Origin of the sequence: Candidatus Nanosynbacter lyticus, from assembly GCF_030253515.1 — a bacterium.
Classification (GTDB): Bacteria; Patescibacteriota; Saccharimonadia; order Saccharimonadales; family Saccharimonadaceae; genus Nanosynbacter; species Nanosynbacter lyticus_A.
In genome coordinates this window covers 18,700-37,295 of the sequence record NZ_CP124549.1, presented here as the reverse complement: position 1 = coordinate 37,295, position 18,596 = coordinate 18,700, and the positions used below count along the sequence as shown (strand labels likewise).

At 52.5% G+C, this 18,596-nt stretch carries 20 protein-coding genes and 5 tRNA genes; 13 read left to right on the top strand and 12 right to left on the bottom strand.

Annotated features, from left to right (window positions below):
• The 3 genes from NLML1_RS00185 to NLML1_RS00175 form a co-directional block, all read right to left on the bottom strand.
• On the bottom strand, window positions 1–1,527 hold the full coding sequence (locus NLML1_RS00185; RefSeq protein WP_285441592.1) for a hypothetical protein: 1,527 nt from the start codon (window positions 1,525–1,527) through the stop codon (window positions 1–3).
• Between the two features lie 75 nt (window positions 1,528–1,602).
• On the bottom strand, window positions 1,603–3,759 hold the full coding sequence (locus NLML1_RS00180; protein ID WP_285441591.1) for an RNA ligase: 2,157 nt from the start codon (window positions 3,757–3,759) through the stop codon (window positions 1,603–1,605).
• Between the two features lie 3 nt (window positions 3,760–3,762).
• The gene (locus NLML1_RS00175; protein WP_285441590.1) at window positions 3,763–5,061 is read right to left on the bottom strand and encodes a UDP-N-acetylmuramoyl-L-alanyl-D-glutamate--2,6-diaminopimelate ligase; all 1,299 of its coding nucleotides are present in this window, start codon (window positions 5,059–5,061) and stop codon (window positions 3,763–3,765) included.
• 40 nt (window positions 5,062–5,101) lie between these two features.
• On the opposite strand from NLML1_RS00175, the gene NLML1_RS00170 reads away from it, so the two are divergent.
• The 3 genes from NLML1_RS00170 to NLML1_RS00160 all read left to right on the top strand — a co-directional run bounded on the left by NLML1_RS00170 (window position 5,102) and on the right by NLML1_RS00160 (window position 10,014).
• The gene (locus NLML1_RS00170) at window positions 5,102–6,346 is read left to right on the top strand and encodes a tRNA (adenosine(37)-N6)-threonylcarbamoyltransferase complex transferase subunit TsaD (RefSeq protein ID WP_285441589.1); all 1,245 of its coding nucleotides are present in this window, start codon (window positions 5,102–5,104) and stop codon (window positions 6,344–6,346) included.
• 18 nt (window positions 6,347–6,364) lie between these two features.
• Window positions 6,365–7,288, top strand: a complete 924-nt coding sequence (locus NLML1_RS00165; RefSeq protein ID WP_285441588.1) for a lipid II:glycine glycyltransferase FemX — start codon at window positions 6,365–6,367, stop codon at window positions 7,286–7,288.
• Window positions 7,289–7,458: 170 nt separating this feature from the next.
• Window positions 7,459–10,014, top strand: coding sequence for a valine--tRNA ligase (locus tag NLML1_RS00160; protein WP_285441587.1), 2,556 nt, complete (start codon window positions 7,459–7,461; stop codon window positions 10,012–10,014).
• On the opposite strand, the gene NLML1_RS00155 is transcribed toward NLML1_RS00160, so the two are convergent.
• The gene (locus NLML1_RS00155; protein ID WP_162322958.1) at window positions 10,001–10,354 is read right to left on the bottom strand and encodes a hypothetical protein; all 354 of its coding nucleotides are present in this window, start codon (window positions 10,352–10,354) and stop codon (window positions 10,001–10,003) included. The genes NLML1_RS00160 and NLML1_RS00155 overlap by 14 nt on opposite strands.
• A gap of 195 nt (window positions 10,355–10,549) precedes the next feature.
• A tRNA-Ser gene (locus NLML1_RS00150) sits at window positions 10,550–10,642 on the bottom strand.
• A 108-nt stretch (window positions 10,643–10,750) separates the two neighbouring features.
• On the opposite strand from NLML1_RS00150, the gene NLML1_RS00145 reads away from it, so the two are divergent.
• The 7 genes from NLML1_RS00145 to NLML1_RS00115 all read left to right on the top strand — a co-directional run bounded on the left by NLML1_RS00145 (window position 10,751) and on the right by NLML1_RS00115 (window position 13,447).
• The gene (locus NLML1_RS00145; RefSeq protein WP_171271611.1) at window positions 10,751–11,158 is read left to right on the top strand and encodes a hypothetical protein; all 408 of its coding nucleotides are present in this window, start codon (window positions 10,751–10,753) and stop codon (window positions 11,156–11,158) included.
• 31 nt (window positions 11,159–11,189) lie between these two features.
• Window positions 11,190–11,720, top strand: a complete 531-nt coding sequence (locus tag NLML1_RS00140; RefSeq protein ID WP_171271610.1) for a hypothetical protein — start codon at window positions 11,190–11,192, stop codon at window positions 11,718–11,720.
• A gap of 107 nt (window positions 11,721–11,827) precedes the next feature.
• A tRNA-Arg gene (locus NLML1_RS00135) sits at window positions 11,828–11,904 on the top strand.
• 9 nt (window positions 11,905–11,913) lie between these two features.
• Window positions 11,914–12,001, top strand: a tRNA-Ser gene (locus NLML1_RS00130).
• Window positions 12,002–12,024: 23 nt separating this feature from the next.
• Window positions 12,025–12,114, top strand: a tRNA-Ser gene (locus tag NLML1_RS00125).
• Between the two features lie 11 nt (window positions 12,115–12,125).
• Complete coding sequence (locus NLML1_RS00120) at window positions 12,126–12,998, top strand: GDSL-type esterase/lipase family protein (protein WP_285441586.1); 873 nt, start codon at window positions 12,126–12,128, stop codon at window positions 12,996–12,998.
• Window positions 12,995–13,447 (top strand): 23S rRNA (pseudouridine(1915)-N(3))-methyltransferase RlmH, encoded by a 453-nt coding sequence (locus NLML1_RS00115; RefSeq protein WP_285441585.1) that lies wholly within the window; start codon window positions 12,995–12,997, stop codon window positions 13,445–13,447. The genes NLML1_RS00120 and NLML1_RS00115 overlap by 4 nt, the downstream gene beginning before the upstream one ends.
• Here NLML1_RS00115 and NLML1_RS00110 read toward each other — a convergent pair.
• Window positions 13,380–14,144, bottom strand: coding sequence for a ComF family protein (locus tag NLML1_RS00110; protein WP_285441584.1), 765 nt, complete (start codon window positions 14,142–14,144; stop codon window positions 13,380–13,382). The genes NLML1_RS00115 and NLML1_RS00110 overlap by 68 nt on opposite strands.
• 95 nt (window positions 14,145–14,239) lie before the next feature.
• Here NLML1_RS00110 and NLML1_RS00105 point away from each other — a divergent pair, with 95 nt between their 5' ends.
• On the top strand, window positions 14,240–14,728 hold the full coding sequence (locus NLML1_RS00105; RefSeq protein ID WP_162453891.1) for an Hsp20/alpha crystallin family protein: 489 nt from the start codon (window positions 14,240–14,242) through the stop codon (window positions 14,726–14,728).
• Between the two features lie 112 nt (window positions 14,729–14,840).
• On the opposite strand, the gene NLML1_RS00100 is transcribed toward NLML1_RS00105, so the two are convergent.
• The 6 genes from NLML1_RS00100 to NLML1_RS00075 are packed head-to-tail and all read right to left on the bottom strand — an operon-like array spanning window position 14,841 to window position 17,165.
• Entirely contained in the window at window positions 14,841–15,221 is a 381-nt protein-coding gene (locus tag NLML1_RS00100) for an Mbov_0395 family pilin-like conjugal transfer protein (RefSeq protein WP_162453890.1), read from the bottom strand.
• Window positions 15,222–15,279: 58 nt separating this feature from the next.
• Window positions 15,280–15,654, bottom strand: coding sequence for an Mbov_0395 family pilin-like conjugal transfer protein (locus NLML1_RS00095; RefSeq protein WP_171271605.1), 375 nt, complete (start codon window positions 15,652–15,654; stop codon window positions 15,280–15,282).
• 17 nt (window positions 15,655–15,671) lie between these two features.
• Window positions 15,672–16,037 (bottom strand): hypothetical protein, encoded by a 366-nt coding sequence (locus NLML1_RS00090; protein WP_285441583.1) that lies wholly within the window; start codon window positions 16,035–16,037, stop codon window positions 15,672–15,674.
• Entirely contained in the window at window positions 16,034–16,333 is a 300-nt protein-coding gene (locus tag NLML1_RS00085) for a pilin (protein ID WP_171277449.1), read from the bottom strand. Before NLML1_RS00085 ends, NLML1_RS00090 begins: the two co-directional genes overlap by 4 nt.
• Window positions 16,330–16,788, bottom strand: a complete 459-nt coding sequence (locus tag NLML1_RS00080) for a pilin (RefSeq protein WP_285441582.1) — start codon at window positions 16,786–16,788, stop codon at window positions 16,330–16,332. Before NLML1_RS00080 ends, NLML1_RS00085 begins: the two co-directional genes overlap by 4 nt.
• Entirely contained in the window at window positions 16,788–17,165 is a 378-nt protein-coding gene (locus tag NLML1_RS00075; RefSeq protein ID WP_138076025.1) for a hypothetical protein, read from the bottom strand. Before NLML1_RS00075 ends, NLML1_RS00080 begins: the two co-directional genes overlap by 1 nt.
• Window positions 17,166–17,262: 97 nt before the next feature.
• Here NLML1_RS00075 and NLML1_RS00070 point away from each other — a divergent pair.
• Together NLML1_RS00070 and NLML1_RS00065 are read left to right on the top strand one after the other, a co-directional pair.
• Window positions 17,263–17,340, top strand: a tRNA-Asp gene (locus NLML1_RS00070).
• 196 nt (window positions 17,341–17,536) lie between these two features.
• Entirely contained in the window at window positions 17,537–18,514 is a 978-nt protein-coding gene (locus NLML1_RS00065; protein ID WP_285441581.1) for a hypothetical protein, read from the top strand.
• The last annotated feature ends 82 nt before the right edge of the window (window positions 18,515–18,596 follow it).

The following is an 18,596-nucleotide window of genomic DNA, read 5'->3' as shown; positions in this document are numbered from 1 at the left end:
CTACACGCAACCGACGCCCACGCCGCCGACGGGCCGCTTACCCAGCCCCATCCAATTCGCCAGCTTGTACGGATACGAACGCGTACTGATATGACACTTTTCCTTCGGTGCACCCTTCGCCTTATCTTCTTTCACATCCGTCCACTGGCGATAATACTTTCGGTCAGTCGCCGGATTTTTGTCAGTATCACCCTCGCCGCTGGAGAAGGAGTCGCCAAGGGCGAGATACTTGATATTGCGTCGATCGCCAGGAATCGGCTTACCCTTATAGCCGTCTGGATATTCGACGTCAAAGGTTGAGGTGAAGATTTTCATATTATTGCCACCGCTCAACGGTATATACGACTCGTTAAACCGAGCAGTAGGTATATAGCCATTTAGATAATTTCCCTGCAAAAACTCAACTTCACAACCGCCACGTCCCCAGAGCGGTCCAGTGCTACCTGCGATCATACCGTACAACTTTGCACTGCTGCCCCACTTATGTGTAATGGTAGCAACTCTGTACGGAGCATCACCGTAAAACTTAATATGAAAGTCATTGCTATTTTCTGACCAAAATACCGTTATGAAATAGGGGTTTACTGTTTTACCATTAACCGTCGTTTGTTCATAAGCAACAGCATACGCTCCCGTCGCCATCGCCCGTTCAAGACTTGCCATATAACTTTTATGATACTTATGATTGTCAGGAATATTGGGATACTTAAACGCTGTAAACCAACTGTTAGAATAGTCTGATGGTGCACAAAATTTCTTGTGATAATTTATGTAATTTATTAATTTTTTTACTGTTATTTTGTCTGTAAAATCATCATATTGAGACGAGTCTGGCCACCATCCGATCGCTGAGCGATTGTCCGGAAACTTGGGGCCTGCATAGCCGCTCGGATAGTCAACAGAAAACGTAGACGTGAAGAGTTTTTTATTTGATCCTACAGATATATTCAGATCAGATACAAAAGCCTGCGAATGTTTATATCCCCACAAGTATTCAGGGTCACAATTACTACCATTACCACCTCCTAAAATCAACTTAGGGCTGGCAACGGTAGCCACATAAAGTTTCGACTGACTACCCTCCTTCCTCGTAAGATAAATCCCGCTTATTTGATGATTTTTATAAAAACGATACGTATAATCATCCTTACCGTCCTCTGTCCAAAAAACTTTTATGAACGATGGGTTTGACGTGTCGTTATGTTTATTATTCTGCTCATAAACAACCGCGTACGCACCCTTTGGCGACGACATAGCGCGTTCTAAACTTTCTACCGCCGCCTGGTGGTCTCTGGGGTCACCTGAATAATATCTCTTTTGCTTAAAGGCAAACAGCCACTTCTTCGCGTAATCGTCATCAGGACTTCCGCAGGTTTTACCCGAATAATTATCGATGTGATGGATCAATGTTTTCGTTGAAACCTTGTTGATGATATCATCATACCCAGAAGTCGCTCCAGCCGTCGCCGGCACCGCGATGCACACCGCTAACGTAGCCCCAATAACACTAATAATAAGTTTCCACATAAGCGCCCCCTCCGTTATGCTTATGTCAAAATTGTACCAGACCGCCCTGCGTAGAACAAGAAACCAACCTCTCGCCTACTCAAACCGTCGCCGCAGCGCGATAATGTCCATCCGCGCTAATTCCTCGGCGGGCAACTGCCGCATATATGCAATTACCCGCGCTGCCAACGCCGGGTCAGGGCAGTCGGGCCTCGTTGATGGCTGCCGACCAGCCTGCAGCGCCGCCAGTGCCGTCCGCATCTGCCGCCAAAAGGTATAATAATCAAGCTTGACCTTAACCTGATGGCCACCAGAATCTTCAATTACAAAACCCTCAATCCACTCGCCCCGCCACCGATACGCCATGCCGTGAAGCTGGCCAAACCACGTCATAAACTCTGCCCATGATGAAAACTCCGCCGCCAGACGCTTGCTGTTCGTCCCGATCTCGCGCGCAAATCGCTCCCGCTCCTGCCGGTCGACCGCCCCGTATGCAACCTGCCGCTTGACGATATCGAGCAGCACCAGCTGATCCGACTCATAGGCGATAATATGCGGATCAAATCGCGGCAACACCACCTCAAACAACAGGCACGCATTATGACTGCGCAGATAATCAGTGACGTATGGCAGTTTGTCTCGAAATTGCTCCAAAAATTCTTGCCGAAAGGCCGCCGCATAGTCACCCTCGGTCGTCGACTTTGATGCGATCACCAGCCCGCCCGCCGCCGAATCATACCCGACCAATCCTAAAAAGCCATTCTCCTTCACCCACGCCCGCACCGGAAAGACCATCGTCTGCTCCAGCGCCGCTAGTTCAGTATCGCGCCGCTCGCCAATGTTAAAAAACTTATCGTAGGCCCGAATCACAATCTCGTTCGTCAGCGTATTGAGAAACAGTCCGCGCGCCCGCATCGTTTGCGTCGTCCATGCCTGGCGATAAAATGCCTCGGGCTTGAAATTAAACGAGCTGATATCACCCGGCAGGATCGACTCACGAATGTAGCGATTCTGCCGTAGCTGGCTTAGGAACGCCGCGTGCTCTGGATATAGCCGCGCTGCTGCTCGTTGGTTTTGAATAGTGATTGGCGTCATGCCGTTCTCGTCCAGCCGCACTGTTCGCAGCTCGCCGCCAAACTCAACCCTTCCCTCCAAATTGTAGCAACGTTCGTTGTAGCACGTGGGGTAATTTTGCCTGTTGCGATGTCCGTGAATCTGAAACGTCGCGTCATCAGTCTGCGCCATAAATGCATCGTCCACCACCCCAACCTCATCATACGCCCCCACGCCATGGACCAGCTGGCTGGTCGCCACCAATGGTAACTGCTCCGGCAGCGTACTGAGCCCACCATGCGTCACCAAAACTGTTTGCCCTCGAAACTGATACAAAATATATTGATCCATCCGCCGCAGCAGCCGCGCTACCTTGCGCTTATCGATGCCCGCCGCCTCCAGCTGTGGCTGAGTTTGCTCACTAAATACCCGCGCCGTAACTGGCTGATCAGTCGCCCACTGCCAGAGATATAGCTCGTGGTTGCCCTCCACAAACCGCACGTTTGGTCGGTCAAGTAACTCGTCACAAACAAATCGCATCACCGCATCATTCTCCGCACCGCGATCTAATAGGTCGCCGACAAAAATATACAGTTCATCATCCCGAAGCGGATGCCGCTCGAAATATTCCTTCAGCGGCGCAAAACACCCCTGCACATCGCCGATGTGATGAACCGCCCGATACCTATCAACGTTCTCTGGCTGATTAGTAAGCAGTTGATTCACTTCCTCAGCCGTCCGTACCACCGTCACCCATTTTGGCAGTGAACTCTGCTGCAGCCGCCGATGCATACGCTCAAGGACGCTACTCGGCACCACCTTATGACTCGGCCGCTCTCGATTACGCTCTTGACACACCGCCAGCGGCACATCAGCAAAATCAATCACCACCAGCCGATAGCGATATTTCCGACACAGCTCGCCATACGTCTTGAAATAATTTGGCGTCGTGTGCGTTGCATCAACCACCGTCGTCTCACCCCGCGTCATCCGCTGCTCCAGCATCTCGTGTAGAAGCCGCCACACCATTGCGTCTTGACGCGACGGCATAGTCGTTTGTCCATCAGGCGTCAACTGCGGCGACGCCAGCATCAACCGTATCGCGTCCGGCGACAACGTATAGGTATCAAGCCCCTGCTCCGCGAGAAACGTCGACTTACCAGAGCCGGGAATCCCTCTGGTTACCAATAGTAGCCGCATACCTCACGCCGCCCGTTCCCGACCAACGATCTCGCGTACCACCTGGCCATCATTCCACGGCAGCCGCTGACCATTGACGATCCGATATTGCTCGTGGCCCATGCCGGTGATCAGCACCATATCGCCCTTCTTGGCGCAGCCAAGCGCTCGCTCAATCGCCCGGCGCCGATCGGCAATTTCCGTCGTTTTCGCGTCGCCGCGACCGCGCTCAATCCCCTCCATTAGCATCCGCCGGATTTGCTCCGGATCTTCGTTATAGCTTTCCTCGTCAGTCAGGAAAATCCGATCCGCTCCACGCGCCGCGATCTCGCCCATAATCGGTCGCTTGCCCTGATCACGATCGCCGCACGCCCCGAACACCAAGATCACCCGCTGCTTAGTGATACCACGGGCCGCCGCCAACAGTTTTTCCAGCGCATCCGGCGTATGCGCATAATCAACGATCACGTCATAACCCAGGCCCTCGACCGCTCGCTCAAACCGCCCCGGCACGGCCTCGACATTAGCCACCCCCTCCTGGATATCCTCCAGCTTGACACCCAACAGATACGCCAGCGTTGTCGCAGCCGTCATATTCATCACGTTGAACTCGCCCGGCAGATTCGTCGCTAGCTCCAAGTGCGTCTGATGATCCAGTACCACGTCGGCCTCGGTGCCCTTGCGGTACAACTTGACGTGGGTAATTTTTGCCTCAGCCTCCACGCTTCGACCGTACGTCATCTTTTGCTCGCTGGCGACAAACTGATTGAAATAGTCATACCACTCGTCGTCACGGTTGAGCACGATAAATCGCGGGCGCAATTGAAACAGCTTGCTCTTGGCCGCCGCATACTCTTCCATCGTCTTGTGATAATCCAGGTGATCCTGCGTCAAATTTGTCATCACCGCCGCCTCGATCGGCACGCCGTCCAGCTTATGCTGATCCAGCGCATGACTCGTCACCTCCAGCACCACGTAGTCAGCGTTCGCCCGCTTGGCATCGCGGAAAAACCGCTGCATCCGCGCTGTGCTCGCTACCGTAGCATTGAGATCATTGAGTTTTTGCTTGCCCGCCACCTCGATCACCGCTGTGGTAAACATCGCCGTCGTGAAATGAGCTTCTTTCAAAATCTCATTGATATAGCACGACGTTGTCGTCTTGCCATTTGTCCCCGTCACCGCGATCACCCTGAGGTGCTTTGACGGATTGCCATACCGCGCGCTAACCAGCTTGACGCGCAACCGCCGATACCCATTTTCTAACCGCCGCAGCATCCCGCCCGGCAGCACCTTCCTCACAAACTTCACCAATATGGCTTTCATATCCCTATTTTACCACTTATATTTGCTATAATAAAAGCAAATGAGGATTTTGGGAATCGAGTCCAGCTGCGACGAAACGGCGGCGGCGGTCGTTGAAGACGGCGAACGCTTGCTTTCTAATGTGGTCAATTCCCAGATTGACATCCACGCTGAATACGGCGGCGTCATCCCGGAAATTGCCGCCCGCAGCCACCTAGAGGTTATTAACCCTGTCATCAAAAAAGCCCTGTCTGACGCCGATTGTACTTGGGATGATATCGACGCCGTCGCCGTCACCTATGCGCCCGGCCTGATCGGCTCACTGCTCATCGGCACTCTCGCCGCCCGCACCCTCGCCATCATTCACGATAAGCCGCTTTACAAGATACACCATGTCGAGGCGCATGTGTATGCTAATTTCATCACCGAACAGAGAAAGAGAGGCGCAAAACATGCTAAATTGCTGGAATTAACAACATCTGCACAAACCCGAGAGGCGAGCTTGTCAGATTCCTTGCGAGACGAGGACTGTTTGAGTAAAGCGAGTCCCGCAGTCGCCAAAGAATCTGACGAAAAAGCATCTCGGCGTGCGGAAGCCGTTGTTAATTCTAGCGATTTGGAGCTGTCTTTACCACATCATCAACCCACCTTCCCCCTCCTCGCCCTCATCGTCTCTGGCGGACATTCGCAGCTCGTCCTGTTTCAAAATCACGGCAACTACCAGCTCATCGGCCAAACCCAAGACGACGCCGTTGGCGAGGCGTTTGACAAGGTCGCTAAAATCATTGGCCTACCCTACCCCGGTGGCCCCGCCATCGCCAAAGCCGCCGAACTCGGCGATCCCCGCGCCTTTCACTTACCCATCGCCAAGCTCGCCGGCGAGTACGATTTTTCCTTCTCCGGTCTCAAGACAGCCGTTCTGAGAGCTGTTCAGCGCGAGGTGGGCAAAGACTTCACCTTCCCGTCGCACGAGCTCCCTGCCCTAGTAAACGATGAACTGAGGCATAATATGGCAGCCAGTTTCCAGTACACCGCCGTTAAAACCCTGGTCGATAAGACTAAAAAAGCCTATGACAATTTCCAGCCTGCCTCCGTCGTCATCGCCGGCGGCGTCGCCGCCAATCAAGAATTACGCCGCCAACTGCGTGAGGTCTTGCCTATCGACATCGATTACGCACCCATCCAGCTCTGCACCGACAACGCCGCCATGATCGCCGCACTCGGCTATTTCCGCGCCCACATAGACCAGCCCGCCGACCCGTACGACCTGGAGGTCCAACCAAGTTTATCAATGACAGCAATCTAACGTTGTGAGGATTACAACATGAATCAACATTTTTTACAATCAACCGCCTGGCAAGCCTTTCAAGAATCACTCGGGCGCACCGCCTTTCGCGATAGCGGCCCGGGCTGGGAATACTTGGCTATCCTGGAGCGCAGCACCGGTAATTCCCGTCTGTACTGCCCGTACGGCCCGACTGCCGATGACGAACATTCGCTAGCAGCAGCTCTTGACTCTCTAGCTCAGCTTGGCAAAAAACATCATGTCACTTTCCTGCGCGTTGAGCCAACCAACCCTAACTTTACCACGCATCTCAAATCTCACGACTGGAAAAAGGTCACCTACCAAAAGCTCCAGCCCGAGCATTCGCACGTCATCGACCTGACCCAGCCGCAAGACCAGCTGATCGCCTATATGGCGCAGCCGGTTCGTAATGTGTACCGCAATTATCATAAAAAAGGCGTCTCTGTCCACCGCTCGACCGACCCGCATGACATTGATATCTTACTGAAATTCGTCCACCAAGTCGCTCGGCACCGTGGCATTACGCCGCACTCTGATAGTTATTTCCGCCAGCAAGCCGCTACCCTCTTCCCTCTTGGCGCGGCCACACTGTATTACGCCGCGCTTGATAATCAGCCTATCGCCGCCGCCTTGTTTTATCACAGCAGCAACACACTATATTACGCCCACGCTGGTGCCTCATCAGATCCAGCTCACCGCAAACTTAATGCCAGCACTGCCCTACTGGCCGAGGCGATCATTGACGCTCAGCAGCGCGGATTAGCCAAAGCTGACCTCTACGGCATCGCCCCCGACGGTGCCGACAAGAACCATCCTTGGGCCGGCTTCACCAAGTTCAAACGCTCATTTGGCGGGCACGACGTTACTTTTGCTGGGGCTTGGGATTTGCCATTACAGCGCAGCCGCTACTGGCTGTACCGCGCCTACCAAGCGCTGCGTTAACACCCCCAGCCAGGCATCGTCCGCGGTTTTGCCGCCCCTTTTTCTGTGGTATAATTGGCTTGGTAATATAACCGCGTGGAAAGACTATTTACGCCTATTGTCCGAGTTTTCACGTGAAAAATCTTGACAGTGGCGATGCTCGCTTTTCACGTGAAAAGTAGGAATTATTCATGCAACTAGCCAAACAATACACCCCAAACGATTACGAACCAAACATTTACGCCATGTGGGAAACCAGCGGCGCATTAGAGCCGACCGGCACCGGTAAACCATATTCCATCGTCATGCCGCCGCCCAACGCCAATGGTAACTTGCACATTGGCCATGCCCTGGACATGAATTTGAAGGATATTATGATTCGCTATCACCGCATGAAGGGCGATGATGCAGTATTTATTCCTGGGGCAGATCATGCTGGCTTCGAGACCTGGGTGGTTTATGAAAAAGAACTAGCAAAACAGGGAAAAAGCCGCTTTGACTTTTCACGTGAACAGCTGTATGACCAGGTTTGGCAATTTGTTGAAGAAAAACGCGGCAACATGGAGTTGCAGCTGCGCGCTCTGGGCGTCAGCGCTTCTTGGCAGCATTTGACCTTTACGCTGGACGATAAAGTCATCGCCACCGTGTATGAGACGTTCAAAAAAATGTGGGATGACGGGCTAGTTTACCGCGGTGAGCGGATTGTCAATTATTGTACCAAACACCAAACCAGCTTCGCCGACATCGAGGTTGAACATAAAAATGAAAAAGGGAAGCTGTGGCAAATCGCTTACCCGACGCTGGATAAAATCGGCGAAATCGTCATCGCCACCACGCGGCCGGAGACTATGCTGGGCGACGTGGCAGTAGCTGTTCACCCGGATGACGAGCGTTACAAACACCTCATCGGCACGCGAATTTTATTGCCAATCACCGACGAGGAAATCCCGATTATCGCCGACGAGTACGTCGACATGAACTACGGTACTGGCGCGGTGAAAATTACGCCGGCGCACGACCCAAACGACTTCGAAATGGCCGAGCGCCACCATCTGCCGCTCAAACAAATCATTAGCCAAGAAGGCAAGATGGTCAACGTACCGCCGCAATTCCTAGGCCTGACGCCGGCAGAAGCCCGCACTCGCGTGTTGGCGGCCTTGGAATCGCTAGAGCTGCGCCGCGGCGAAACAGACATTGAACATGCCGTCGGACATTGTTACAAATGCGGCAGCGTCATTGAGCCGATGGTTAAAGAGCAGTGGTTTATTAAAATGCAGCCGCTAGCTCAGCCAGCCATCGAAGCCTTAGAAAGGGAAGAGATTACCTTTTATCCGGCCGCCAAGCGCAAAGAGCTCATCGCTTATCTCAAGCAGCTGAAAGATTGGAATATCTCTCGGCAAATCCCGTGGGGAATCCCGATTCCCGCATTCGTCAATGAAAGCGACCCGCGCGATTGGATATTCAACATCCGCACTGACGAACGAAAGATAGTTGTAAATGGCACAACATATATCAGAGAAGAAGACACCTTTGACACCTGGTTCTCGTCTGGACAGTGGCCGTACATCGTTACCGATTACCTAAACGGCGGGGAACTGGCCAAGTATTTCCCAACCAGCCTGATGGAAACTGGTATGGACATTATGCGGGCGTGGGTAGCACGCATGATTATGCTTAGCCTGTACCGCACCGGCAAACTACCGTTCAAGGATGTTTATCTGCACGGTATGGTCAACGACGAACATAATCAAAAAATGTCCAAATCCAAGGGTAATGTCATCAACCCAATGGAATTAGTCTCAGAATTTGGCTCGGACGCCACTCGCATGGGCATCATCGCTGGCCGCGCGCCAGCCCAGCACCAAGCCTTTAACAAGGGCGCGGTCATCGCTGCTCGCAACTTCTGTAATAAGCTGTGGAATATCGCTCGTTTCGTCGAGGCGCAAATCGGCGATGAACACCAAATCGTTGACCTGGAGCCGCAGACGCCGGCCGACCACTGGATTATCCGCCAGCTGAACGACGCCGCCAACAATGTCGCCGTCCGTCTGGAGCAGTACCGCTTTTCTGAAGCTGCAGACACGGTTTATCACGCTATTTGGGACGACCTAGCTGATTGGTACATCGAATCGTCGAAAACCGCTATCAATCGCCCATTACTGTCATGGGCGCTGGCGACCAGCCTGAAAATCGCTCATCCGTTCGCGCCATTCGTCACCGAGACGATTTGGCAGACGCTTAATTACACCGACGGTATCTTGATGCGCGACCACTGGCCAACCCCAGAAAAGTTTGACCCCATCGCCGCCGAGCAGTTTGAACAGCTGAAAACACTGGTCGCGGAAGGCCGCTGGGTAATCGCTGAGTTGCCGGGCAATAAAAAATACCGCTTGTTATACGGTAATGACAGCCTCATCGCCGATAATCAAGACACCATCAAACACCTCATGCGCCTGGAGTCAATTGCACACACCGATCAACCGCGAGGCCTTAGGTTGGCGGCGGCAAACAGGGAAGCGTGGTTGGATATTGACGAGGAGACACTCTATCAGCACCAGACCGATCTGGAAGTGCGGCTAAGTGAAGCGCGGCGAACCCTGTCAAGCCTCCAAGCACGGCTGGATAATCCAACTTATGTTGAAAAGGCGCCAGCCCATCTCGTCGAGGAAACTCGCCAGCAGCTGGCCGAGCAAGAAAAGCTCATCCAGCGCTTCATCGGCGAGCTCGAAGTCATCAGCTCACGCTAATCGGATCGACTATCAGTCGATGCCCATCAATGTCACCATCGCCACCACGACTGACAAGCTTGGTGTGTAGGTGTTTGCGATCAGCGCTGCGCGGCGTCGTCCGCGGATGAGTTTGTCCGTCCTTTAGCACCCCTGAAAAATCATGATGGTCAGAGTGAGTGTGCGGTGAGGAATGCGGCTTGCTGTGATGGTCGTCATCAACCTGGCGCGCATCACTCATGAGTTGCCAAGCAGAAACAATCGCTTTATCAATATTCGTATCGTGTAGAAACACGCCGAGGCTGGTCGACAGGCCCAGTGCCATCGTGGTAGTAGTAATAATGTGTGATAAATATTTCATATTCTTTTTATGTTTATCTGTATGGATCTGGCCATAGCAATGTTAGGATAATAGCATAAGGTTTTTAATTTGTCAATAATATTTCCTGATTTAGATGGTGCCGTCGGCCCAAAATTCTATTCGATACCCACTCCGCGTACTAAACAAAACAATAAAATAAGTCCCGGATAAACCGAGACGGGAGCGGCATAACTCTGGCGGAGGAGGGGAGATTCGAACTCCCGCTACAGGTCTCCCCGTACTAACGATTTAGCAAACCGTCCCCTTCAGCCACTTGGGTACTCCTCCATGAGCCAAAAATAGTGTATCATAGAAGCAATGGTCTGGCTAGCCCCGCGGCTAGCAGGCGGGCCGCAAAACTTGACAATAAACCTAAGAGAGAGGATAATAACGCGCATGAAGAGGTTTTTCGCAGGTATCGTTAGCATCATGCTGACCATCGGTGTCGGCACGGTAGTTTTGAGCACTCCAGCGTTCGCGCTCGGCGAGGGCGGCGTCACTCGTGGCATCAATGATGCGCGTGGCGACGGCGTGCCAACCAACTTAACTAACGGTGACAGCTCGTTGGTGAAAAAAATTATCAACATCATGCTCTATTTTATCGGTATCCTCGCTGTGGTGATGCTGATTTTTGGTGGTTTTCGCTACGTTGTTTCTAGCGGCAACAAAGACGCCGTCACCTCGGCAAAGAACACCATTCTCTATGCCGTCATTGGTCTGCTCGTCGCCCTATTTGCTTACGCCATCATTCAATTTGTCCTCAATACCGTAATTGGTCTTGGCGGTAATTCTACCGACGTATAGCAGATCATACCGCTCGTGGTATACTAGACATATGGAAGAGCAGCCACACGCAACCGACACCGAAAACACCCAACAAGACGCGGCCCAGCCGATGACTGACTTATCGCAGCCCATCGCCTGGCAAGCTCCTGAGGGCGTGCAGGCCCACCGCACGACTGGCTGGTATATTGCTGTTGGTTTCGTAGTGCTTGCCCTGATGGCGCTGGCGATCTTTGTTTTTAATAGCTGGACATTCGCGATTTTGCTGCCGATTATGGCGGTGGCGCTCGTACTACTTCGATCCAAGCCATCAGTGATGGTCAATTACGCCATCAGTCCCAAGGGGGTTTACGTCGCCGACCGCTTGTATGATTTTAGTGAATTTCGAGCCTTTGGGCTGGGGCAAGACGGCGATCAGCACTCGGCAATTTTACTGCCGGTCAAGCGGTTCTCACCGGCACTGACCATCTATTTTTCTGAGGCCGAGGGCGAGACCATCGTCGACATGCTGGGGGCACGACTACCGATGCAAGAAATCGCGCCAGATGCACTGGAGAAGCTCATTCGGATCATCAGGCTATAGCTTGCCCCGAGTTAACAGGTGTGCTAGAATACAAAAGTTCATTGCCGCTGGCATTGAAAGTTCTTTATATTTTTGTTATAGCCAATCGGATTTCCGAAAGGCTGTATGCACCCGTAGCTCAGCTGGATAGAGCGTTGGCTTGCGGAGCCAAAGGTCGTACGTTCGAATCGTGCCGGGTGTACCATTTTTATTTGGAGAGGTGCAGGAGTGGTTGAACTGGCCGCTCTCGAAAAGCGGTATGGGGCAACCCATCGAGGGTTCGAATCCCTCTCTCTCCGCCAGAATCCAGTCGCTACGATTAATTGGAAGGGTGACCGAGTGGTTGAAGGTACCGGTCTTGAAAACCGGCGTGCGGTAACACGTACCGAGGGTTCGAATCCCTCCCCTTCCGCCAGATACGACATCATGAAAGAAAGATTAGAAACATTAGCCAAACGGGGGGTCGCTACGATAGCGGCCCTCGCTTCATTAGCGCTATCAGCGTCCAGCCGCCCGAGCATCTCGCCCGAGCAGGCGAAGCACACCTACGTCGTCGGCATGGGTGATTCAGTCGCCAGCGGGGCAGGGCTGGGGGGTTACGACGACACAACAAAAGAGTGCCGGCGCTCACCCGAAGCTTACGCGCGGCGACTCGAAGCATTCGGCATTCCCTCGGGTAACATCACCCTCGTGGCCTGTCGTGGCGCCGGGCCAGAGCATATCTCTAACCAGCAGTTTGACGACCAGCCACCGCAAATCAACGCCCTTAGCCCCGAAACCGATATCGTCACACTGTCGCTTGGCGCCAATATGGTTGATCTCAACGTAGTGTTCGACGCCTGTCTGCACGGACGATGTGGTACGCGCAGCGAGATGTATATCGATGTCTTTCGCCGACTGTACTCAGACGAATATCGTCAGTCGCTCGAGCAAGCCTACCGCGCCATTCTTGAACATGCCCCCAACGCCCAGCTATACATCAATCTCTACACCACGCCCATTCAGCCACGCGACATCTGTCCAACGATTATCAATAACGATACCGACCACTTTGTCGCCAGCTTTATCGAGACGGTCAATCAAGCTATCCGCGACGTTGTGGCCAGTATGCATGAACCGCGGATCACCTTGGTCGAGCCGCCAAAGAACGTTGATGCTTGCGCCACGTTTGGTCTTGGTGTGGTAGCCACGGGTGATGACGTCGGTCATCCGACCGCTTATATCCATCACCAAATCGCCAAGGCAACCGCCGAAGCCATCTTGCATGATAATAACGCCCCACCGAAAGCCCGCACATGAAAATTACTATTCTCACCATCGGCAAGCGGCACGAGCCCTGGGTGGAACCAGGCATTAAGCGCTTTTTAGAGCGCCTCAGAGCGCCATTCGCCGCAGAAATGATCATCATCCCACATTCCGGCCAAATCGGCGACAGAGCACGCCAGGACGAGTCAGAGCGCCTGATGTCTCGCCTCAAGCCGCACGACTTCGTCATCCTCCTCGACGAGCGCGGCCGCAACCTGAGCTCGCCAGAACTATCGCGGCTCGTCCTCGATCATACCGATCAGCACATCGTCATCATCATTGGCGGGGCCTATGGCGTTACCGAGACACTTCACCGGCGAGCCGACATCGTTTGGTCGCTATCACGCCTGGTGTTTCCGCACCAGCTAGTGCGGCTCATTCTCGCCGAGCAGCTGTACCGCGCCCAAGAGATCGCTCGGGGTGGTTCGTATCATCACGACTAGGATGTGGCGGTGTCTTTACAGTAGCCTTTTTATCGTTCCCCTGGCGAGCGATAATCCCCACGCGAATGTCCCGCGCACCAGCCGCTCGTAGCATTTGGGCTGCCGCTGCAATCGTTGAGCCAGTGGTGAAAATATCATCCAAAATCAGATAGGGAACATCGGCCCGAACGCCACGCGCGCGGAAAAACTGCTGCGCCTGCTTTCGCCGCTCAGCCGCCGAGCGGGCATAATGCTGCGTCACATTCGTCTGTCTGACCAGTGGCCGTTCGACCCTCAGTCCCCGCCGCCGGGCAAATTGCCGAGCAACCAGCAACATATGATCATAGCCGCGCTTACGAATATTGGCAGGAGCCGTCGGCACCGGCACAACCACCGTCGAGGTGTCGTATTCTGGGAGCAGTTCGTCTAGGAACTGAGCCAACACCCCACTGGCGGCACGCACGCGGTGAAACTTATAACCATCAATCAGCCGCGCCACCGCACCTCGCCGCCACAGCACACAGTCGAGCGCCTCGTAGGGCAGGGCATGTCGCCGACACGCATTGCCATTAGCGCACGGCTGTCCACAAATCACACAGACCTGATAGCGGCTCCGCTTTTCTGCCGCAAGACACGACCGACACAAAAGCGAGCCAGTCGCATCGCAACCATAACAATAATGCGGCGCGATATATGATAATAACGTATCAATAGGCATTTTTCGCTTTTTCGCCTTTCACTCTTGATTATAGCGCACATAACCGTTATACTAATAGATGATATTGTCAATCAGCCTATAAAGGCGGAGGAAACATGGCACGCAGAAACGACGATTTGTTAATCGAAGATGAGCTAACCGCAGCTTTCTTGAATGATGATCTGGCTAATGACGCGCCGCAACCAGCCGCACCCGCAGCAGCACCGGCTACCGCAGCGCCCACTCCTGAGGATGACTGGGAGGATGAGGCCGATGATTTGATGGGGCAGCTAGCGGTCGATGTATTTGAATCAGAAACCGAACTTATTATCAAGGCCCGGACCGCCGGCGTTGATCGTAACGACCTAGACGTCAGCATCTCCGACGGCATCCTCACGATCAGCGGCACCCTATCAAGCGGCGACGAGACCGACGTCAAGAACTGGCACATCCAAGAATGCTACTGGGGTGAGTTTAGCCGCACCCTGGCGCTACCCGTCGCGGTCAACGAAGAAGGCGTCAAGGCCGAACTCAAAGACGGCGTGCTCACCATCACGTTTGAAAAGATCAAGCAAGAACGCGCCAAGAAAATCCAGGTCTTGTAGTCCTTCGTCAAATCCGTTAGTGTCGTAGTCGTCGTATTTGACGCCGCCAGACAACCAGAATAAAACACCCTCGCCATAAACGGGGGTGAATTTGTCATAGACAAGATGCGGTTTATGAACTTACACCGCGCGATGTTGTGAGAACAAAGTTAACGATCGCATAGGCAAAGATCGCCACCACTAAACCAATTACTGCGTACATGATGGTGTTTTTAGCAGTAGTCACCTTATTCGAGTCACCAGATGAAGTCGTGTAAAGGATACCGCCCCAGATCAACATAATCACTGACAAGATACCGACGAAGTAGAGAATACCGTTGACGATACCCTTGACCAGTTGCTGTGGATCATCGACCTTCTCGGCAACCCGGTCACCCTTTGAGTCACTGATACCCTTATCCAGGTTGTAGTCTGCATGAGCTACTGGGACCGTTGCAAATGCCAATGCCAGAGTGGCCACAACGCCGACAACAATGAGTTTTAACTTGTTCATTCTTTATTCCTCGTTTATTATTTGATATGGTTTCAGCTGTTATTCTATCATCATTTAGCTACTTAAACAAGCCAAAGACCCAGTTAACGATAGCGTACGACATGACCACCACAACGATACCGATCACCGCGTACATGATGGTGTTTTTAGCAGTGGTCGCTTTCTGGCTATCGCCTGACGAGGTAATGTACTGAAAACCGCCCCAGATCACAACGATAACTGCCACCGCACCGACGAAGTAGAGAAAGATATTAACCACCTCGCCAATGGTGGTGCCAATAGGCTTCGTGCTCATCTCATCCGTTCGAGCTGCATCCAAACCGCTCTTAAATTGGGCCGACGCGGACGGCAGGGCGATCGGCATGACGACGGCCACGACAGCAACCGCTAATGACAAAACGGCGGCTACGAGGGTTTTTCTATATCGTTTCATACATTTCTCCTTTTTTCTTATATTTTGCCAAACACAAAATCAACAATGGCATACGATAGAAGCGCTACGGCGACACCGATCACCGCGTACATAATGGTCGACTTGGCAGTTTTAACCTTATTAGAGTCGCCGGCCGAGGTCACATACTGAAAGCCGCCAATGATGATCATGATGACAGAAATGGCGCCGAGGATGAGCAAGATAGCATTGATGAGGTTCCTAAACAGTGGCTGTACCGTCGCGCCACGGTTTTTACAGACTTCACCACTGGAGCCCGAGCAGGCGCCGTAAATGTCGACACTCTGGGCGGATACATTTGAGGTGACTACCAACGGGGCAATGAGCGCCGCTATCACGCCGATAATGACTACGAGTTTTTTCATATTGCCGATCCTTTCATGCCACTAATGACAAAGTTAGTAATGAGAAATGCGGAGAGGATGATAATAATGCCGATAACGGTACCAAGGATGGTGTTTTTCGCCTTGGTGAGCTTGTTGGTGTCGCCGCCCGAATTGGCGTAATTGATACCGGCCAGCACCAACATCAAAATCGCGATCGCCCCGGCAAAGAAATACACCGTATTGAGGATGTTGCCCAGTGCATCCGCCGAAGCACCGTTCGTCGGAATGCCCAGCGAATCTGGCGACCCCAATACACCGGCTACAAATCGCATCATGATCGTGGCAACCCCAATCCGTCAGCCACGACATTCACCAGCGCCACCGAGGCGATAGCAATCACCAGGCCGATCGCCGCATTAATCACCGTTTTCATGCCATTGGCCATCTGTCCCGGCTCACCATTGCTCGTCAAGTACAAAAAGCCGCCGTATATCACAAAGCCGACCGTCACAAAGCCCGCCAGCTGCAACAAATCCTCGACAACATTCAGTATCGCCCGCCAGATAAAGCCATTGAGCGTGGCGTAATTGTCCGGATCGTTTTGGGCGCGCTTATCGTTATTGTCGACAATCGCTTTGAGATTACAATCCGACTTGGTCAGCCCGTCGTACCACGGCTTGAGCGTCAAGATGTTGCCGCCACAGGCCGCGCTGGCCGGCGTTGCTTGAATCACCGACAGCATCAGTGACCCCGCGATCATCAGCCCCAGCGCGATCACAATATGCTTCATCAGAACACCCCCCCAGGAATCAGGAAATTAGTGATGGCTACAAAAAATGCAAAGATAAGAAGACCGATGGCAGTGTTAACCCAGAGCTCTTTGGCCTTTTTGATATTGTCTGGACTACCGCCAGACGCAGAATAGAGAATACCGCCGTATATCACCGTACCGACCGCCAAGATGCCGATACCAGCAGTCATGATCTGGATAACCATTTTGATGATACCGAGAATAGCAGCATCACCAGTCGCACCGCTACAATTAATGATCGAGGTCTTTGCGCCGCCGCATTCAGTATCAGCGAACGCAGGCATACCAGACAGCACGACGCCGCAGATAATGGTTGCGAGAAAGATAGCGGTGATGAAAATATTTCTTTTTGTCATAACGGATCTCTTACCCTAAATTGTAAAATAGTGGCGGGAAAAATGCAAACGATTTCTTGAAAAAGCCATAAAAGTTTGCTATCATACGGAAAGTTATGCGCCCGTAGTGAAGTTGGCCTATCACGCCTCCCTGTCACGGAGGAGATCGCCGGTTCGAATCCGGTCGGGCGCGCCAGAATTAGATTTTCGTTATCCAACAACCCGTTTTTCTAAAGCATAAGGGTTGTTTTGTTTATTTTGTTGCCGCGGGGTATTGCTAAATATTCATAATGTGTTACAATGATGTTATTCAGAGTTCCAATTATCTACTCTGAGGTGGGTTAAAACTACACTATGACTGGCCACCGGCCAGAGAAAGGACTCCAAGCGTTATGGAAGGATACAACCATGACCCAAGTAGTTCATTAAATGACGGTCCGTCTCTTGACAAGCCGTCTCTTCTTGAGAGGGCTAAGGATAAGCTTAAAAAGGCTTTAGCCGGGGTTACTCTCGGCGCTACAGTTGTAGTGGGCCTTGCGGGCTGTGGTGGGGGTGATCGCTTAGCAGTACCAGAGAAAAGCCCATCATCAAGCGCTTCATTAGACCCATCAGAGTCACCATCTGCCTCACCATCACCGTCTGAGACTGTTGATCCAAAGGATCTAGCCGAGGAGAAATACGATCAAGTCAGGGAGGAGTTCAAGGACATAACCCCAGAGAGGTTTGCCAACCTTCCACTAGAAAAGCGCTTAGTGCCGTATAGGGAGACACTTAAGAAGGACACGATATGGGGAAGAACCAAAAGCCCAAATAATGACTTATATAATCCGTCGGGGGCGGCCGTTAAGCCTGGCAAATACTGCACAGAGCCCGCATCGGAAACAGACTCCGCCGAAGAAGTTGCAGCCAAAATACTCGGTCCCGTGGTTGCAGGTTTTGACACTGGTCCGTGGGATCCTGACTTTGCAAGAATGGTTACATCTGCGGCATTTTATGGGAATCCTGAGCTAAGGAAGTCTGCTCTAGATGATATGCTGCGGAGCGGGAAGATATCAACTTCAGAATATGCCGCCAGAAAGACTATTGTGGCACTCCTGGATGCTAAGGATAAGAAGGAAGAGAGCGGCTATCAAAAAAATGTACCCGGCTCCGAAATGTTTAAGGTACTAAAGGTAAGGTTTGCAGAAGCCAAGCCCTATGTGGACCCAAAGACTGGCGAAACACTACCGACGCAAGGCCTCCAGCTTGTTTATGAATCAACGATTACCAATGGTGTAACTACCGGTTCTCTTTTCAGGGTGGTTAAGAACGGTGATCTGTGGCAAATTGTCGACGACGAGGTTACTGGCTACAGCGGTGTCGACTCCTAAAGTGAGCTGGTCGCACTCAGCATAGCAACATACCAAAAAGAGGGGATGAGCCCCTCTTTTTGAATTACTAGCATAAGCGTGG

Bases quoted from the DNA above. Each gene is read 5' to 3' on its own strand.
- NLML1_RS00185 (WP_285441592.1), bottom strand. From the start codon at position 1,527: ATGTGGAAACTTATTATTAGTGTTATTGGGGCTACGTTAGCGGTGTGC.
- NLML1_RS00180 (WP_285441591.1), bottom strand. From the start codon at position 3,759: ATGCGGCTACTATTGGTAACCAGAGGGATTCCCGGCTCTGGTAAGTCG.
- NLML1_RS00175 (WP_285441590.1), bottom strand. From the start codon at position 5,061: ATGAAAGCCATATTGGTGAAGTTTGTGAGGAAGGTGCTGCCGGGCGGG.
- NLML1_RS00170 (WP_285441589.1), top strand. From the start codon at position 5,102: ATGAGGATTTTGGGAATCGAGTCCAGCTGCGACGAAACGGCGGCGGCG.
- NLML1_RS00165 (WP_285441588.1), top strand. From the start codon at position 6,365: ATGAATCAACATTTTTTACAATCAACCGCCTGGCAAGCCTTTCAAGAA.
- NLML1_RS00160 (WP_285441587.1), top strand. From the start codon at position 7,459: ATGCAACTAGCCAAACAATACACCCCAAACGATTACGAACCAAACATT.
- NLML1_RS00155 (WP_162322958.1), bottom strand. From the start codon at position 10,354: ATGAAATATTTATCACACATTATTACTACTACCACGATGGCACTGGGC.
- NLML1_RS00145 (WP_171271611.1), top strand. From the start codon at position 10,751: ATGAAGAGGTTTTTCGCAGGTATCGTTAGCATCATGCTGACCATCGGT.
- NLML1_RS00140 (WP_171271610.1), top strand. From the start codon at position 11,190: ATGGAAGAGCAGCCACACGCAACCGACACCGAAAACACCCAACAAGAC.
- NLML1_RS00120 (WP_285441586.1), top strand. From the start codon at position 12,126: ATGAAAGAAAGATTAGAAACATTAGCCAAACGGGGGGTCGCTACGATA.
- NLML1_RS00115 (WP_285441585.1), top strand. From the start codon at position 12,995: ATGAAAATTACTATTCTCACCATCGGCAAGCGGCACGAGCCCTGGGTG.
- NLML1_RS00110 (WP_285441584.1), bottom strand. From the start codon at position 14,144: ATGCCTATTGATACGTTATTATCATATATCGCGCCGCATTATTGTTAT.
- NLML1_RS00105 (WP_162453891.1), top strand. From the start codon at position 14,240: ATGGCACGCAGAAACGACGATTTGTTAATCGAAGATGAGCTAACCGCA.
- NLML1_RS00100 (WP_162453890.1), bottom strand. From the start codon at position 15,221: ATGAACAAGTTAAAACTCATTGTTGTCGGCGTTGTGGCCACTCTGGCA.
- NLML1_RS00095 (WP_171271605.1), bottom strand. From the start codon at position 15,654: ATGAAACGATATAGAAAAACCCTCGTAGCCGCCGTTTTGTCATTAGCG.
- NLML1_RS00090 (WP_285441583.1), bottom strand. From the start codon at position 16,037: ATGAAAAAACTCGTAGTCATTATCGGCGTGATAGCGGCGCTCATTGCC.
- NLML1_RS00085 (WP_171277449.1), bottom strand. From the start codon at position 16,333: ATGATGCGATTTGTAGCCGGTGTATTGGGGTCGCCAGATTCGCTGGGC.
- NLML1_RS00080 (WP_285441582.1), bottom strand. From the start codon at position 16,788: ATGAAGCATATTGTGATCGCGCTGGGGCTGATGATCGCGGGGTCACTG.
- NLML1_RS00075 (WP_138076025.1), bottom strand. From the start codon at position 17,165: ATGACAAAAAGAAATATTTTCATCACCGCTATCTTTCTCGCAACCATT.
- NLML1_RS00065 (WP_285441581.1), top strand. From the start codon at position 17,537: ATGGAAGGATACAACCATGACCCAAGTAGTTCATTAAATGACGGTCCG.